The organism is Kocuria rhizophila DC2201 (assembly GCF_000010285.1).
Classification (GTDB): domain Bacteria; phylum Actinomycetota; class Actinomycetes; order Actinomycetales; family Micrococcaceae; genus Kocuria; species Kocuria rhizophila_A.
Genome location: NC_010617.1, coordinates 2015922 through 2032264, shown reverse-complemented (window position 1 = coordinate 2032264; position 16343 = coordinate 2015922). Strand labels below are relative to the sequence as shown.

The 16343-nt window shown below is 72.5% G+C and carries 15 protein-coding genes; 13 read left to right on the top strand and 2 right to left on the bottom strand.

Annotated features, from left to right (window positions below; all coding sequences use genetic code 11):
- Positions 1 to 30 precede the first annotated feature (30 nt).
- Positions 31 to 516: a succinate dehydrogenase hydrophobic membrane anchor subunit gene (locus KRH_RS08815; RefSeq protein ID WP_012398859.1), complete on the bottom strand. Its 486-nt coding sequence runs from the start codon at positions 514 to 516 to the stop codon at positions 31 to 33.
- A gap of 4 nt (positions 517 to 520) precedes the next feature.
- Positions 521 to 898, bottom strand: coding sequence for a succinate dehydrogenase, cytochrome b556 subunit (gene sdhC / locus KRH_RS08810; RefSeq protein ID WP_012398858.1), 378 nt, complete (start codon positions 896 to 898; stop codon positions 521 to 523).
- A 460-nt stretch (positions 899 to 1358) separates the two neighbouring features.
- Here sdhC and KRH_RS08805 point away from each other — a divergent pair, with 460 nt between their 5' ends.
- From KRH_RS08805 to KRH_RS08745, 13 genes are all read left to right on the top strand, one after another.
- Positions 1359 to 2474 carry a mannose-1-phosphate guanylyltransferase gene (locus tag KRH_RS08805; RefSeq protein WP_012398857.1) on the top strand — a complete coding sequence of 372 codons (1116 nt, stop codon included), beginning with the start codon at positions 1359 to 1361 and terminating at the stop codon, positions 2472 to 2474.
- Between the two features lie 206 nt (positions 2475 to 2680).
- A complete protein-coding gene (locus tag KRH_RS08800) occupies positions 2681 to 3955 on the top strand; it encodes an amidohydrolase (protein WP_050738063.1) in 1275 nt (424 codons plus the stop codon).
- A complete protein-coding gene (locus KRH_RS08795) occupies positions 3952 to 5061 on the top strand; it encodes a BMP family lipoprotein (RefSeq protein WP_012398855.1) in 1110 nt (369 codons plus the stop codon). Before KRH_RS08800 ends, KRH_RS08795 begins: the two co-directional genes overlap by 4 nt.
- 72 nt (positions 5062 to 5133) lie before the next feature.
- Complete coding sequence (locus KRH_RS08790; protein ID WP_041297399.1) at positions 5134 to 5541, top strand: cytidine deaminase; 408 nt, start codon at positions 5134 to 5136, stop codon at positions 5539 to 5541.
- A 110-nt stretch (positions 5542 to 5651) separates the two neighbouring features.
- Complete coding sequence (locus tag KRH_RS08785; protein ID WP_012398853.1) at positions 5652 to 7496, top strand: hypothetical protein; 1845 nt, start codon at positions 5652 to 5654, stop codon at positions 7494 to 7496.
- A 3-nt stretch (positions 7497 to 7499) separates the two neighbouring features.
- On the top strand, positions 7500 to 8642 hold the full coding sequence (locus KRH_RS08780; protein ID WP_012398852.1) for an adenosine deaminase: 1143 nt from the start codon (positions 7500 to 7502) through the stop codon (positions 8640 to 8642).
- On the top strand, positions 8639 to 9733 hold the full coding sequence (locus KRH_RS12705; RefSeq protein ID WP_012398851.1) for a MazG nucleotide pyrophosphohydrolase domain-containing protein: 1095 nt from the start codon (positions 8639 to 8641) through the stop codon (positions 9731 to 9733). The genes KRH_RS08780 and KRH_RS12705 overlap by 4 nt, the downstream gene beginning before the upstream one ends.
- A 105-nt stretch (positions 9734 to 9838) precedes the next feature.
- Positions 9839 to 11122 (top strand): phosphopyruvate hydratase, encoded by a 1284-nt coding sequence (gene eno / locus KRH_RS08770; protein ID WP_012398850.1) that lies wholly within the window; start codon positions 9839 to 9841, stop codon positions 11120 to 11122.
- A 147-nt stretch (positions 11123 to 11269) separates the two neighbouring features.
- Positions 11270 to 11839: an FtsB family cell division protein gene (locus tag KRH_RS08765; protein WP_012398849.1), complete on the top strand. Its 570-nt coding sequence runs from the start codon at positions 11270 to 11272 to the stop codon at positions 11837 to 11839.
- Positions 11836 to 12381 carry a DUF501 domain-containing protein gene (locus tag KRH_RS08760; RefSeq protein WP_012398848.1) on the top strand — a complete coding sequence of 182 codons (546 nt, stop codon included), beginning with the start codon at positions 11836 to 11838 and terminating at the stop codon, positions 12379 to 12381. The genes KRH_RS08765 and KRH_RS08760 overlap by 4 nt, the downstream gene beginning before the upstream one ends.
- 64 nt (positions 12382 to 12445) lie before the next feature.
- Entirely contained in the window at positions 12446 to 13399 is a 954-nt protein-coding gene (locus KRH_RS08755; protein WP_012398847.1) for a Ppx/GppA phosphatase family protein, read from the top strand.
- 104 nt (positions 13400 to 13503) lie between these two features.
- Entirely contained in the window at positions 13504 to 14859 is a 1356-nt protein-coding gene (locus tag KRH_RS08750) for a S8 family serine peptidase (protein ID WP_012398846.1), read from the top strand.
- A 71-nt stretch (positions 14860 to 14930) separates the two neighbouring features.
- Positions 14931 to 16316 (top strand): NAD(P)/FAD-dependent oxidoreductase, encoded by a 1386-nt coding sequence (locus KRH_RS08745; RefSeq protein WP_012398845.1) that lies wholly within the window; start codon positions 14931 to 14933, stop codon positions 16314 to 16316.
- Positions 16317 to 16343 lie beyond the last annotated feature (27 nt).

The window sequence follows — 16343 nt, the reverse complement described above, 5'->3', positions numbered from 1 at the left end:
CGGGACCCGTGGGCCCCGCCGCTCACCCGGTCACCGGGCGTGGCAGAAGGAGGCCAGCAGCGAGGGGTCGGCGCCGGCGGGGCACGGCTCGAAAGTGAAGATCACCATGGTGCCCAGCAGGATCACGAAGGCCGAGGCCACGAACAGGAACACCTTGAGCCAGAAGCGCGTGGTGTTGCGCCCTGCGTAGTCGTCAATGATGGTGCGCATGCCGTTGGTGCCGTGGAGCATGGCCAGCCACAGCATGACCAGGTCCCAGACCTGCCAGAACGGGTTGGCCCACTTGCCGCCCACGAAGCCGAAGTCCACGGCGTGCACGCCCTCGCCCACCATGAGGTTGACGAAGAGGTGGCCGAAGACGAGCACCACCAGCACGATGCCGGACATGCGCATGAACAGCCACGCGAACATCTCGAAGCTGCTGCGGGACGAGGAGGAGCGGTTGTACTTGACGCCGTCCACCTCGAGGTCCCGGCTGCGCGGGACGGAGATCTTGGTCTTGAGAGGAGTGCTCACGGAATCAGCCCCCGAAAACGATCGACAGGTGACGGACAAGGAAGGGGATCATCACGACGACCCAGAGGGCGAGGACGCCCCAGAGCAGGCCCTTCTGGTGCTTGGTCCCGCCCTTCCAGAAGTCGATCAGGATGATGCGCAGGCCGTTGAAGGCGTGGTACACGATGGCGGCCACCAGACCGGTCTCGCCCAGGCCCATGACGGGGTTCTTGTAGGTGGCAATCACTGCGTTGTAGGCCTCGGGGGATACACGCACGAGAGCGGTGTCGAGGACGTGGACCAGCAAAAAGAAGAAGATGGCCACGCCGGTAATGCGGTGGGCAACCCACGACCACATGCCGTACTGGCCGCGGTAAAGGGTGCCCCTGGATGAGTTCGCCACGGAATGTCCTCCCTGTGTCGCTCGTCGTCGTGCGCACTGGTGATCGGTGCAGAACGGCAGCGTTCTCGCGCTGATGCACGGCGATGGCGGAGCCCTGGCTGGCTCTGTCATGGATGATGCGGTAGTTCTCGTCAAAGATACCAGCCTCCCGGGAGTTCACTGACAACGTGTCGCCATCCCGAAAACCGCGCGGGGCCGCGGAATTAGCGCAGTTCGGCATTCCCGAATCGGGGGTCTCGGGGGCGGTTCCGGAGGGGGCTGCGCCTGGGCCCGGGGAGGTCCCCGGGGACCGCGGCGGACGCGCGGACCGGACGCGGCGGCGTCGTTCCCCGGGGGTTTTCCCGCCGTGGGTGGTGGGCCCGCGGGTGCGTCCCCCGGGCGGGGGACGCCGCCCGGCAGGGGGCAGGTCACAGCCGCGAGATCCGCGGAACCGCGCGGGTCTGGCCGTACACTGTCGGTCGTGACTTCGCCACTGCAACGATTCCATCCGTTCATCCCGGCGGGCGGCGTGGGCTCACGGCTGTGGCCCCTCTCCCGCGCGGACGCCCCCAAGTTCCTGCTGGACCTCACCGGTTCCGGCTCGTCGCTGCTGCGCGCCACGTACGACCGGCTGGCCGGGCTCTCGGCGGGGCCCATCATGGTGGTCACGGGACGCTCGCACGCCGGTGCCGTGCAGGAGCAGCTGCCCGAGCTCACGGCGGACGACCTCGTGCTGGAGCCGTCCCCCAAGGATTCCGCGGCGGCCATCGGACTCGCGTGCACGCTGATCGCCCGGCGGGACCCCACCGCGATCATCGGCTCGTTCGCCGCGGACCACGTGGTGGAGCCCGCGGAGGCGTTCCAGGAGGTGGTGAAGGAGGCGGTGCAGGCGGCCGACACCGGTCGGATCGTGACCATCGGCATCACCCCCTCCTCCCCGGCCACCGGGTTCGGCTACATCAAGGCGGGGGAGTCGCTCGAGCTCGCGGAGGCGCCGCACGCGCTGGCCGTGGAGCAGTTCGTGGAGAAGCCGGACGAGGAGACAGCGCGCCAGTACGTGGCCAGCGGCCGTTACACCTGGAATGCGGGGATGTTCGTGGCCCCGGTGGGTCTCATGCTCAGCTACCTGCGCGAGAGCGAGCCTGAGCTGGCCAGGGGCCTGGACCGGATCGCGGACGCGTGGGAGACCCCCGAGCGCGACGCCGTGGTGGACGAGGTCTGGCCCACCCTGACCAAGACCGCCATCGACTACGCCGTGGCCGAGCCCGCCGCGGCCGCCGGGGACGTGGCCATGGTCCCCGGGGACTTCACGTGGGAGGACGTCGGGGACTTCGCGGCGATCAACCGCCTCAACAAGGTGGACCCGCAGACGGAGGCGCCGGTGTCCATCCTGGGGCAGAACAACCGGGTGCTCGCGGACGAGTCCTCCGGGATCGTGGTCTCGGACACCGGGCGGCTCATCGCCCTGATCGGCGTGGAGGACATCGTGGTGGTGGACACGCCCGATGCCCTGCTGGTCACCACCGCCGAGCACGCGCAGCGAGTGAAGAACGCCGTGGACTCCCTCAAGCGCAACGGGGACACGGACGTCCTCTGAGCCCGCGCCGGCGCGTCCCGGCCCCGCCGCCCGCACCCGGTGCGGGCGGTGACGCGTTCCCGCGGATGACGGCCGGGCCCGCCGTGCGGGACGACGACGCCCGCGCGGCGCCCCGCCCGCGCCGCCCGCGCCGCCAGGCCGGTGGGTCCGGTGAGCGCGGCCCGGGATGCGATCCGTCTCACGTGGGCGGCGGTACTCTGGCTCTCATGTTGGATCTGCCGCTTCCCTCCGCCGACGACGTGGGGCTGCCCCCCGCGATCGGACCCCTCCTCTCCCACTACCTCCCGGACCTGATCCGCTTCCGCCGGGACGTGCACCGGCACCCGGAGCTGTCCTACGAGGAGTACCGCACCACGGAGCGGATCGTGAACGCCCTGGAGGCCTCCGGCCTGCACCCCGTGCGCTTCGAGCGCACCGGCTGCTACGTGGACGTGGGGCGCGGACCCGTGATGGTGGGGCTGCGGGCGGACATCGACGCCCTGCCGATCCTCGAGGACACGGGGCTGGACTACGCCTCCATCAACGAGGGCGTGATGCACGCGTGCGGCCACGACATCCACACCACCGTGATGCTCGGGGTGGCCCGTGTGCTCGCGGACCTGCACCGCTCCTCGCCGTTCGCGGGTACCGTGCGGATCGTGTTCCAGCCCGCGGAGGAGAAGCTGCCCGGCGGGGCGCTGAGCATCATCAGGCAGAACGTGCTGGCGGGGGTGCCGCGGATGTTCGCGCTGCACTGCGAGCCCAAGCTGGACGTGGGGCAGGTGGGCACCCGGATCGGGGCCATCACCTCGGCGTCCGACACCATCCGGATCGAGCTCTCCGGGCGCGGCGGGCACACGTCCCGTCCGCACCTGACCGAGGACCTGGTCTACGCGATGAGCCAGATCGCGATCGACGTGCCCGCGGTGCTCTCGCGCCGGGTGGACGTCCGCTCGGGCGTGGCCGTGGTGTGGGGCCAGATCCACGCGGGCGTGGCCCCCAACGCCATCCCCATGTCCGGCTTCATGGCCGGGACCATGCGCTGCCTCGACGCGGACGCGTGGTACCAGGCCGGGGAGATGCTCGACGAGGTCGTGGGGCAGGTGGCCGCCCCCTACGGCGTGAACGTGGACCTCGAGCACATCCGCGGCGTGCCCCCGGTGGTCAACGGGGAGACCGAGACCACCCTGCTGGAGATCGCGGCCCGTGCGGAGCTGGGGGAGGAGAGCATCCTGCTCGTGGAGCAGTCCATGGGCGGGGAGGACTTCGCGTGGTTCCTGCAGCACGTGCCCGGGGCCATGATGCGCCTCGGCACGCGGGAGCCGGGCGGGCGCACCTACGACCTGCACCAGTCCGACTACACCCCCCAGGAGGAGGCGATCCGCTGCGGCGTCCAGGTCATGGCCTCCACGGCACTGCGGGCGGTCCGGCTGCGGGTGCGCGAGCTCTCGGACGCCGCGGCGCCGGCCGAGCCCGCCGAGGCCGAGCAGGGAACCCCGTGACCACGTGGCACCTCCGGGGCGCCCTGGCGCTCGCCCTGGCGGGGGTCACCGGGCTCGGTGCGACCGGCTGCGGTGCGGTGTCCGGCTCCTCCGGGGACGGCAGCGCCGAGGGCTCGGAGTTCACGGGGTGCATCGTCTCCGACGACGGCGGCTTTCAGGACCGTTCCTTCAACCAGAGCTCCTGGGAGGGTCTCAAGGCCGCCGAGGAGCACCGGGGGATCACGGTCGGTCAGGCGGAGTCGCAGTCCCAGACGGAGTTCGAGCCCAACCTCCGGTCTATGGTGCAGCGCGGCTGCGGCCTCACTGTGGCGGTGGGCTCCATGCTCGCGGACACCACCAGGAAGGTCGCAGCGGCCAACCCGGACCGGCACTTCGCCATCGTGGACGACGCCTCCGTCACGGCCGATAACGTGAAGCCGATCGTCTACAACACCGCGGAGGCGGCGTTCCTGGCCGGCTACCTCGCGGCGGGCACCACCCGCAGCGGCACGGTGGCCACCTACGGCGGCATGGACATCCCCACCGTGACCGTGTTCATGGACGGCTTCGCCGACGGTGTGTCGTACTACAACCGGAAGAACAAGAAGGACGTCACGGTCCTGGGCTGGGACCGGCAGTCCCGCAAGGGCACGTTCCTCAGCTCCTTCCAGGACACCGAGGATGCGAGCCGGACCACCGCAGAACTGATCGGGGACGGTGCGGACGTGGTGCTGCCCGTGGCCGGGGAGGCCTCCGAGGGAACGGTGGAGGCGGTGGTGGAGGCCAACAAGGGGAACAAGGGCGACAAGGACGTCCGCATCATCTGGCCGGACACGGACGGCTACGAGACCCTCGACGCCGGCAGGGAGTTCCTGCTGACCTCGGTGCTCAAGCACATGTCCACCTCGGTGGAGGAGGTGGTGACCCAGGCCGCGGACGGCAGGTTCGACAGCACCCGCTACGTGGGAACGCTCGGCAACGGCGGTGTGGGCCTGGCGCCGTACCACGACCAGCAGAAGACCGTGGGCGAGGCCCTCGACAAGCAGGTCCAGAAGCTCAAGCAGGACATCATCGACCGCCGGGTCGCGGTGACGTCCAGCAGCGCGCCGACCGCGCGCGCCACCTAGACCATCCGCCGGGCGCCGCTCGTCACCGCCCCGGCACCGCCACGACCACCAGCACGAGGAACGGGAGCCACCATGACCGAGAACCAGCACACCGTGGACGAAGCCACCTGGCAGCGGCTACAGCGGGCCGCGACGGACGCGCTCGCGCACTCGTACTCGCCCTACTCGAACTTCCCCGTGGGTGCCGCGGCCCTCGTGGACGACGGGCGCACGGTGACCGGGGCGAACATCGAGAACGCCTCCTACGGGATCACCCTGTGCGCCGAGTGCTCCCTGGTCAGCGCGCTGCACATGTCCGGCGGCGGCAAGCTCACGGCGTTCGTGTGCGTGGACGGCCACGGGGAGGTGCTCATGCCGTGCGGGCGCTGCCGCCAGCTGCTCTACGAGCACCGGGCCCCGGGCATGCAGCTGCTCACCGTGAGCGGTGTGCGCACCATGGACCGGGTGCTGCCGGACGCGTTCGGCCCCGAGAACCTCTAGCGCCCCGCGGAGCCGCCGCCGCGAGAGCTCCGTGCTCCCCGCGTCCGCGCAGGGCGGCGCACCTATACTGAGCACCAGACCGAGCCCGGCTTTCGAAGGGAAACATTCACGTGGGTTTGAGAGATCTGTTCCGCAGCACGAAGCACGACACCCCGACGCCCGAGCCGTCCCCGGGGGCCCGGCCCACCGCGCCCGGTCCCGAAGACGGTGCGGGCCGCCAGCAGCACGAGGCCGCCCAGCAGACCGCCCCCGGTGAGGCGGCCCCGCGCCGTCGTCCCGAGCCGGCCTCCGAGCCGCTGCCCGAGGACGGCGCGCTGCACCACCTCGTGGAGCTGCTGCTCTCCCGCGGAGCGGACCGCGCGCGGCTCACGCTGGTGCAGTCCGGCAACATCATGACCCACCAGACGCGCCAGGCCGTGGGGGAGGCCCAGGACGAGGTCGAGAACGGCACGGTGGACCAGGGGTCACCGCTGTTCGACGACGTCGCGGACCTCTACACGCAGGCCATGAGCACCCCCGTGGGGCCGTGGCGGCAGCTGGACCTGGTGGTCGCGGCGCCGGAGGACGGGCTGCGCGAGATCACGGTGAGCTATGACTTTCCCAACGGGGAGTCCCGCACCGAGCACTACAGCCACGGCCGGGCCCGCTCCGGGGACTCCCAGGACCGGCACGGCGTACCGGGCACCACCGAGCACGCTCGTGACGGGCAGCCGGTGGAGCACGCGCCCGCCGAGCAAGCGTCCGAGTCGCACCCGGGCACCGGGGTGGGGGCCGCAGCCCTGGCCGGCGGCGCCGCCGGCGGTCTCGCGGGCGCGGGGCACTCCCGCACCGACGAGCACGGGACGGCCGGGGAGGCCGGTGCCCACGACGGCACCGCGTCCACCCAGGGCACCGTTGCCCATGACGCTCCCGCCACGGGCGACGCCGCCATGGACCACGCCGCTGCAGACGACGCCGCGGCGCCCACCGAGGCCGAGGACAGCGTCCGGGTGGTCGAGGACGGCCACGCCGAGCCCGCCGAGGACGGGGACGTCCTGACCGCGGGCACCACCGAGCCCGTGGTCGCCCACGACGCCTCCGCCGCGCAGCCCTCCACCGGGCAGGAGTCGGCCGGGACCGTCGCAGCTCCGGAGAGCGCGGAGCTCGCTTTCGACGCGCAGGACGGCCGCTTCCCCGAGGATGCCGAGCTCGGCGCCGAGGACGACGCCCGGTTCGAGCAGGGCCTCGGGGAGGACCCGCGGGTCGCCGAGGACGCGCCCGCCGGCCAGGTCCACGGGGAGCAGCACGCCCCGGAGGGTTCCGACGAGCTGCCCGCCCACGTGGACGAGTCCGCGTTCGGCGCCGACGCCCAGGACCCCCTGCTGCCGGCCCAGGCGGGCGTGTCCGGGGACGACGACCCCTCGGGTGCCCCGCAGCTGGCGACCGCCACGGACGTGTCCCCCTCCTACCGCGCACCCGCCCAGGAGCAGGACGCGGACCCGAACGCCCTCGCCACCGGGAACCTCGTGCTGAGCGTGGGGGACGTGACAGCACGGCTCTCGGATGCCCAGCGCCACCTGTTCGGGGAGGACGGCACCGCGCGTGACGTCTCCACGGTGCTGATCCGCGTGCGCGCGCTCGGCACGTACTACGACGCTCTCACGCACGTCCGCCTCAACGGCTTCTGGGACCAGCGGCCCACGTTCGAGCTGGTTCCGGAGGAGCAGCTGAAGGTCCAGGAGCTCAAGGACGACTCCTACGTGGAGGGCTCCGGCGCCCCCCTGGCCATGATGTTCCGCTTCCGCCCGGGGGTTCCCCCGGAGGTCGCGTTCGACTACTCGGACGAGGAGGCCTTCGTGCGCTACGAGCAGCGCTTGCCGGGGCAGAACTACCTCGAGGAGCTGCGGATGTACCCGCGCACCGGCTCCAACATCCCCCGCCACGTCAACGACGCCCTGCAGGACTGGAACTACTGAGCCATGACCTCACGAGCAACCCCCGAGGGCCCCGTCCGCACCACGGACGGGGCCCTCGGGCCACACGCACTGATCTCGCTGCACGACCACCTGGACGGGGCGCTGCGCCCGGCCACCGTGGTGGAGCTCGCCGCACAGGTGGGCCACGAGCTGCCCGCCACGGATCCAGACTCCCTGGGGCAGTGGTTCCGCGACAGCGCGGACTCCGGCAGCCTCCCGCGCTACCTGGAGACCTTCTCCCACACGGTGGCGGTCATGCAGACCGCGTCCGCCCTGCGACGGGTGGCCCGGGAGTACGTCGAGGACTGCGCCGCGGACGGTCTCGTGCACGCGGAGGTGCGCTGGGCACCCGAGCAGCACGTGTCGGGCGGGCTCACGCTGGGCGAGGCCGTGGACGCCGTCCAGGGGGGTCTGGCCGAGGGCGTCGCGGCGGTCCGCGCCGCGGGGGGCCACCTCTCGGTGGTGCAGATCCTGTGCGCCATGCGGCACCTGGACCGTTCCCCGGAGATCGCCCGTCTCGTGGTGCGCCGCGTGCGCGCGGCCGAGCAGACCACGACGCCGCACGGCTCGGTCGCCGGGGAGCCCTCGCCGGGATCGGTGGTCGGCTTCGACCTCGCCGGCCCGGAGGCGGGCTTCCCCGCCTCGGGCCACCGTGAGGCCCTCGACCTCCTGGCAGGGGAGCGGATCCCCGTGACGCTGCACGCGGGGGAGGCCGCCGGGGCGGAGTCCATGGCGGACGCGCTCGACGCCGGCCGGGCCCTGCGGCTGGGCCACGGGGTCCGGCTGCTGGACGAGGACCGCGGCATGAGTGCACCCCTGACGCGGTGGATCCGGGACCGCAGGATCGCCCTCGAGGTCTGCCCGTGCTCCAACCTGCAGACGGACGCAAGTGCCGCGTGGGGCACCACCGTGGCGGAGCACCCCGTGACCGCGATGCTGCGCGCGGGGTTCGCCGTGACCGTGTCGCCGGACAACCGGCTGATGAGCGCCACGTCCGTGACCCACGAGCTCGACCGGCTGCGCGCCGAGGCCGGTTGGAGCGAGCAGGACGTCCTCGCGGTCCAGCGCACCGCCGCCCGCGCGGCCTTCGTGCCGCGCGAGTACCAGGACTGGCTCGAGCGCCGCGTCACGGGGGAGGCCTCGTGAGCCCGGAGCGTCACGACGACGCGTCCTCGGAATCGGCGTCGACCGCCCAGACCGGTGAGGGGAACGGATCACTCCGTGAACCGCTCGCGCCCTCCCACCCGGACGCGGCCCCGACGGCCACCGGCGCGGGCCACGGAGGACCGGGGGAGCGCTTCGAGCGGCTGCTGGCCGTGATGGACACCCTGCGCTCCCCGGGCGGCTGCCCGTGGGACGCGGAGCAGACCCACGAGTCCCTGCTGCGCTACCTCGTGGAGGAGTCCTACGAAGTGGTCGAGGCGGTCGAGGCCCTGGAGCCGTCGCAGCGGCGACGGGACGAGCTCGTGGAGGAGCTCGGGGACGTGCTGCTGCAGGTGGTGTTCCACGCGCGGATCGGGCAGGAGCACCCGCAGCCCCAGCGCTTCGACGTCACGGACGTGCTCGCGGCCGTGACCGACAAGCTCGTGCGGCGCCACCCGGCCGTGTTCGGCACCGCGCAGCCCGGCACGGGGCCCGAGCCGTCCGGCACTACCGCCACGGAGTCCGGCACGGCCACCGTGCAGTCCGGCATAACCGGCGGGTACCCCGCCGCGGGCGGCGGGCACGGCTCCGCCTCCGCACCGGTGGAGCACGGCCCGGAGTCTGCGGGCAGCACGCGATCGGACGGGGAAGCTCAGCACGCACCGGGCAGTGCGGACCCCGCCGAGGCCCCCGGTGCGGTGGGCGAGGGGCAGGCAGGGGACCCAGCGGCGTCGTCCGAGGCGCCCGCCCGGGAACGGCCCAGCACCGCGGAGCTCTCCGCGCGCTGGGACGCGGTGAAGCGCGAGGAGAAGCCGCACCGCACGCGCGTGTTCGACGGCATCCCCCCGGCGCTGCCCGCGCTCGCCTACGGGGAGAAGGCGCTGTCCAAGGCCCGCCGGCACGGTGTGGCGGGCGTGCGGCCCGTGGAGCCGGAGCTGCCGCCCGAGCAGCGCGAGGCGGAGGAACGGGACCTGGGGGAGGCCCTGCTGCGTCAGGTGGAGACGGCCTCGGCACGCGGTCTGGACGCGGAGCGCGCCCTGCGGGCGGCCGTGCGCCGGTTCGTGCGGGAGAACGACGGCCCCCTGGCGGGGTGAGCGCCGTCATCCCGGGCGCGTCTCGCGGGGATGCGCGGGCGCTCGGTAGGCTGGGAGGCGGGGCCGAGACCGCCCCACGGGTCGACGACCGACAAGGAGATTTTCATGGCAATGATCATTGCGCTGCAAGCCCGCCAGATCCTGGATTCCCGCGGCAACCCCACGGTCGAGGTGGAGGCGCTGCTGGACGACGGCAGCTTCGGCCGCGCCGCCGTGCCCTCCGGAGCCTCGACGGGTGAGTTCGAGGCCGTCGAGCGCCGTGACGGCGACAAGAAGGTCTACCAGGGCAAGGGCGTGCTGGACGCCGTGCACGCCGTGGACGAGGAGCTCGAGCAGGTGGTGGTCGGTCTGGACGCCTCCGACCAGCGCGCCGTGGACCAGGCCATGCTGGAGCTGGACGGCACCGACAACAAGGCCAAGCTGGGCGCGAACGCCATCCTGGGCGCCTCCATGGCGATCGCCCGCGCGGCCGCGAGCTCCGCGGACCTGCCGCTGTACAAGTACCTGGGCGGGCCCAACGCCCACGTGCTGCCCGTGCCCATGATGAACATCCTCAACGGCGGCTCGCACGCGGATTCCAACGTGGACATCCAGGAGTTCATGATCGCCCCGATCGGCGCGCCCACGTTCTCCGAGGCGCTGCGCTGGGGCGTGGAGGTCTACCACAGCCTCAAGTCCGTGCTGAAGGACCGCGGCCTGTCCACGGGCCTGGGGGACGAGGGCGGCTTCGCACCGAATCTCGAGTCCAACGCCGCCGCGCTCGACCTCATCCTCGAGGCCATCGACAAGGCCGGCTACAAGCCCGGGCGTGACATCGCGCTCGCCCTGGACGTGGCCTCCTCGGAGTTCTTCGACAAGGGCACGTACACCTTCGAGGGCAAGAAGCGCTCCGCGGAGGAGATGTCCGCGTACTTCGCGGACCTCGTGGAGAAGTACCCGCTCGTGTCCATCGAGGACCCCCTGGACGAGGACGACTGGAAGGGCTGGGCCACGCTCACCGAGCACATCGGCGACAAGGTGCAGCTCGTGGGCGACGACCTCTTCGTGACCAACCCGGAGCGGCTGGCACGCGGCATCCAGGAGGGCGTGGCCAACGCCCTGCTCGTGAAGGTCAACCAGATCGGCTCCCTGACCGAGACGTTCGACGCCGTGGAGCTCGCCCAGCGCAACGGCTACCGCTGCATGATCTCCCACCGTTCCGGTGAGACCGAGGACACCACCATCGCGGACATCGCGGTGGCCGTGAACGCGGGCCAGATCAAGACCGGTGCCCCCGCCCGCTCCGAGCGCGTGGCCAAGTACAACCAGCTGCTGCGCATCGAGGAGGAGCTGGGCGACGCCGCCACCTACGCGGGCGCCTCCGCCTTCCCGCGCTTCGCCGCCAAATAGGCTCCGCGCGGCGGCGGCCCGCCGCCGTGCACGCCCCACGACGCCGCCCGGTCCCCTCGTCTGCGCACGCAGGGGGCCGGGCGGCGTCGCGCTGCGGGTACACTGGCCGAGCACGATCCGCCCCACCACGTCACCCGGGAGGTATGCATGGTCGGCCCCCGCCCCCGGATCCCCCGGCGCGCACCGCGCCCCGCTCGAGAGGCTGCCCGGCAGCGTCCGGAGCGTGACGCGCGCGGCTCCGAGGGGCGCAGGAACCGCGGCGGCTCCTCGACCCTGGCGGCCCCCACACCGGCGCGCTCCTTCAACGGGCGCCTGGTGGCCCTGGTCGTGGTGGCCACGCTCATCGTGTTCCTGGCCGCCCCCACCGCCAAGATCTTCCTGGACCAGCGCTCCCAGATCTCGGAGCTGCGCTCGAGCATCTCCCACGAGCAGCAGCGCCAGCAGCAGCTCAAGCGCGAGGAGCAGCTGTGGGGGGACGACTCCTACGTGGAGCAGCAGGCCCGCGAGCGGATGTCCTACGTGATGCCGGGGGAGAGCGCCTACGTGGTGCTCGGTGCGGACACCGCACCCCACCAGGCCGCGGAGTCCTCCGCGGAGCAGGTGGAGGCCGGCCGGCCCGCCTGGGCGGACGGGCTGTGGCAGTCCGTGGTGGACTCGGCCTACCCCCAGGAGGACATCACCCTGGAACCCGAACCCCGAGAAAGCAGCAGCAAGTGAGCGCACCGCACGACCCCACCGTGACCCCCCAGGACCTCACCGTGGTGGGTGCCCAGCTCGGCCGCTCGGCGCGAGACGTGGTGGAGATCGCCGCGCGCTGCACGTGCGGCAACCCGCTCGTGGTGGCCACGGCCCCGCGGCTGAGCAGCGGCACCCCGTTCCCCACCGTGTTCTACCTGACCCACCCCGCGGTCACGGCCGCGGTGTCCCGCCTCGAGGCCGAGGGCGCGATGTATGCCATGACGGACCGCGTGGCCGAGGATCCGGAGCTGGCCGAGCGCTACCGCGCCGCCCACGAGGACTACCTCGCCCAGCGGCGTCGGATCGGGGAGCTCGCCGGGACCGGGGACGTCCCCGAGATCGAGGGCATCTCCGCGGGTGGCATGCCCACGCGCGTCAAGTGCCTGCACGTGCTCGTGGGGCACAGCCTGGCCTCCGGGCCCGGCGTGAACCCGCTCGGGGACGAGACCCTCGCCATGATCGCCGACACCTGGACCCCCGAGCGCTGCGCGTGCGACCCCGCATGGCGCGCCGCGGCCTGACCCCGCGCCCCGCGGGCCCGTCCGCGAACCTCCCAGCACCACCGACCCGAGGGACTCTCCTGCCATGCGCGTAGCCGCCATCGACTGCGGAACAAACTCCATTCGCCTGCTCATCGCGGACGCCCGCACCGACGAGAGCGGCCGCACCGTGCTGCGGGACGTGGTGCGCGAGATGCGCATCGTGCGCCTCGGGCAGGGCGTGGACGCCACCGGGTGGCTCGCCGAGGCCGCCCTCAAGCGGACCTTCGCCGCCGCGGACGAGTACGCGGCGCTGATCGAGCACCACGGCGCGGACCGGGTGCGCTTCGTGGCCACCTCCGCCACCCGTGACGCCGGCAACCGTGACGTGTTCGTGGCCGGGATCCGCTCACGCCTGGGGGTCGAGCCCGAGGTGGTCAGCGGGGACGAGGAAGCCGCACTGTCCTTCCGCGGTGCCCTCAACGCCGCGGCGGAGCTGGACCCGGCGGACCGCGTGCTGGTGGTGGACCTGGGCGGTGGCTCCACGGAGTGCGTGCTGGGCACCCCGCGCGAGGTGATCGCCGCCAGGAGCGTGGACGTGGGGTGCGTGCGCATGACGGAGCGCCACCTGGGCTCCAACCCTCCCACCGAGGAGCAGCAGGCGCGCGTGCTGCGCGACGTGGACGAGGCCATGGACGTGGTGGCCCGCACCGTCCCCCTGGAGCGCACCACGCGGCTCGTGGGGGTCGCCGGGACGGTCACCACGGTGACGGCCATGGCTCTGGGCCTGGAGCACTACGACCCCGAGCGCATCAACGGCACCGTGCTGGAGATCCCCGATGTGACCCGGGCGTGCCGGGAGCTGACGGCCATGACCCGCGAGCAGCGTGCGGCCCTGGGGTTCATGCACGAGGGGCGCGTGGACGTGATCGGGGCCGGTGCGCTCGTGTGGCGCCGCGTGGTCGAACGCGTGGCCCGGGCCACGGACGGGCGCGTGCGCACCGTGACCGCGAGCGAGCACGATATTTTGGACGGCATCGGGCTGTCGCTGGTGCCCTGAGCCCGGCGCGTCCTCGCCACACCCACCCCCAACGGCGCCCGGCCCCGGTCGGACGGGCCGCCGCACCCCACCACGCGCCTCGCGCGGGAAAGCACCGAGGGTCCATGACACGCCGTTCCACCACGCGCGCCGTGCTCGCCGGCGCCGCCGCCCTGCTGCTCGCGGGAGCCGCCCCGGCCGTCGCCACGGCGCAGGAGCCCGCGGTGCCCCGGCCCGCGCCCTCGGTGCCCGTGCAGTCGCCCCCGGCCCCGCCGCCCGCGAACGGCAAGCCCGCCGTGGACACCGCAGACATCCGTCAGCGCGAGTACTGGCTGGACGACTACGGCGTGCGGGACGCGTGGCGCAGGGCCACCGGCAAGGGCGTGAAGATCGCCGTGATCGACACCGGCGTGGACGGCTCCCACCCGGACCTCGAGGGTGCGGTGCAGCCGGGCACGGACGCCTCCGGCGCGGGACAGTCCGACGGCCGCAAGGGTCTCGGCGCGGAACCCGAGCACGGCACCCTGGTCTCCTCCCTGGCGGCCGGACGCGGGCACGGTGCCCCGAACGCCGAGGGCCCGGGTCGCGAGAAGGGCGTGCTGGGCGTGGCCCCGGACGCCGATATCCTCCCGGTGTCCCTGTGGCTCGGCAACGAGGAGCCGGGCGTGAAGGACGTCAACCAGCAGATCCCGGACGCGGTGCGCTGGGCCGTGGACCACGGCGCGGACGTGATCAACATGTCCGTGGGCTCGGACTCCACCGCGTGGCCGCAGTCGTGGGACTCCGCGTTCGCGTACGCGGAGGAGAAGAACGTGCTGGTGGTCGCGGCCGCCGGCAACCGGGGGTCGGGACTGAACCAGGTGGGAGCCCCCGCCACCATCCCCGGGGTGCTCTCTGTGGGCGGCGTGGACCGCTCTGGGCGCGCGAGCTGGGACTCCTCCTCCCAGGGCATCTCGATCGCGGTGGCCGGGCCCAGCGAGGACATGGTGGGGGCCATGCCTGGCGGCGGCTACGCCGAGTGGTCCGGGACCTCGGCCACCGCGCCGCTCGTCGCGGGCACCGCGGCGCTCATCAAGCAGGAGCACCCGGACCTCACCGCCGCGCAGGTGGCGCAGCGGATCGTGAAGACCGCCCACGACGCCGGGGACAAGGGCAAGGACCCCATCTACGGCTACGGGGTGCTGGACGTGCGCGCGGCCGTGCTGGACGACGTCGAGACCACGCAGGAGAACCCGCTGGGCAGCATCCGGCACTGGATCGAGCAGAACCGGCCCCGCAGCGCGTCCCCGCAGCCCTCGGCCACGCCCAGCACCGCCGAGGGGGACACCCGGCAGGTCACCGAGGAGGCCACCCCGCCCGTGGCCCAGGCTCCGCTCAACGAGACCGGCGCCCTGCCCGTGGTGGTCCTGACCTCCTTCGGGCTGGTGGTCGCGGGGCTCACGGTGGCCGCGATCCTGCACATCCGCAGGCTCTCCCGCTGATTTCACGCACAGCACAGCGGGCGGGGACGGTCCGTCAGCAAAAGCCCCGTGCCGTGGGTAAACTCGGTGGCATGTCTTTCAATCAACTTGCTAAGGACCGTCCGCGCCTTCTCATCGTGGGTGGCGGCTACGTTGGTTTCACCCTCGCGCAGAAGCTGCAGACCCGCATCAAGGAGTCCGGCGGCGTGGTCACGGTGGTGGACCCCAACCCGTACATGACCTACCTCCCGTTCCTGCCGGAGGTGGCGGCGGGCAACATCGACGCCCGTTCCGCCGTGATCTCCCACCGTCACCACCTCGGTGACTGCGAGCTGATCGACGGCCGCGTGGAGCACATCGACCACGCCAACCACAAGGTCACCATCCGTGGCATCGATGAGGGCCCGCAGTTCGAGCTGCCCTACGACGAGATCGTCGTGGCCGGCGGATCCACCACGCGCACGTTCCCCATCCCGGGGCTCGCGGAGAAGGCCATCGGCATGAAGACCATCGAAGAGGCCGTGTCCGTGCGCAACTGGGTGCTCGAGCGCATCGAGGTGGCCTCCCTGACGGACAGCGAGGAGGACAAGCGCAAGGCGCTGACCTTCATCGTGGTGGGCGGCGGCTACGCCGGCTCCGAGTCCATCGCCGAGCTCGAGGACATGGCCCGCTCCGCCGTGGAGCGCAACGACCGCCTGCGCGTCTCTGACCTGCGCTTCGTGCTGGTCGAGGCCATGGGCCGGATCATGCCCGAGGTCTCCAAGGACCGCGCCGAGAAGGTCGTGGCCGAGATGCGCGCCCGCGGCATCGAGGTGCTGCTCAACACCTCGATCTCCGAGGTCGACGGGGACGTGGTGAAGCTCATCAACATGGGCGACAAGTCCCCGGCTGGGGAGGTCGCCACCGACACGCTCATCTGGTGCGCCGGCGTGCAGGCTTCCGGGTTCGTGAAGAACAGCGACTTCCCCGTGGACGAGCGCGGTCGCGTGCGCGTGGGTGCGGACCTGCGGATCACCGGTGACGACGGTCCCCTCGAGGGTGCCTGGGCCGCTGGCGACATCGCCGCCGTCCCGGACCTCACGGGCTCGGGCCCCGGCGGCTTCTGCGTCCCCAACGCCCAGCACGCGGTGCGCCAGGCCGCCACCATGGCCAAGAACATCATGGCCGCCCACCAGGGTGCTCCCCTGGAGGACTACTACCACGAGAACCTCGGTTCCGTGGCTGGCCTGGGCCTCTACAAGGGTGCGGCCACCATCCGCGGCGTGGACCTCGGCGGGCTGCCCGCGTGGGCCATGCACCGGCTCTACCACGGCTACGCCATCCCCACCGTGGAGCGCAAGGTCCGGGTGTTCACGGAGTGGGGCATCAACATGCTCTTCGGCCGGGACACCACCGCCCTGCGCCACCTGCGGGAGCCGCGCCGCGCGTTCCTCGAGGCCGCGGGCAAGGACCTCCCCGCGGAGAAGGCCAAGCTCTAGCCACGCCTCCGCACGCCGCCCGGACGT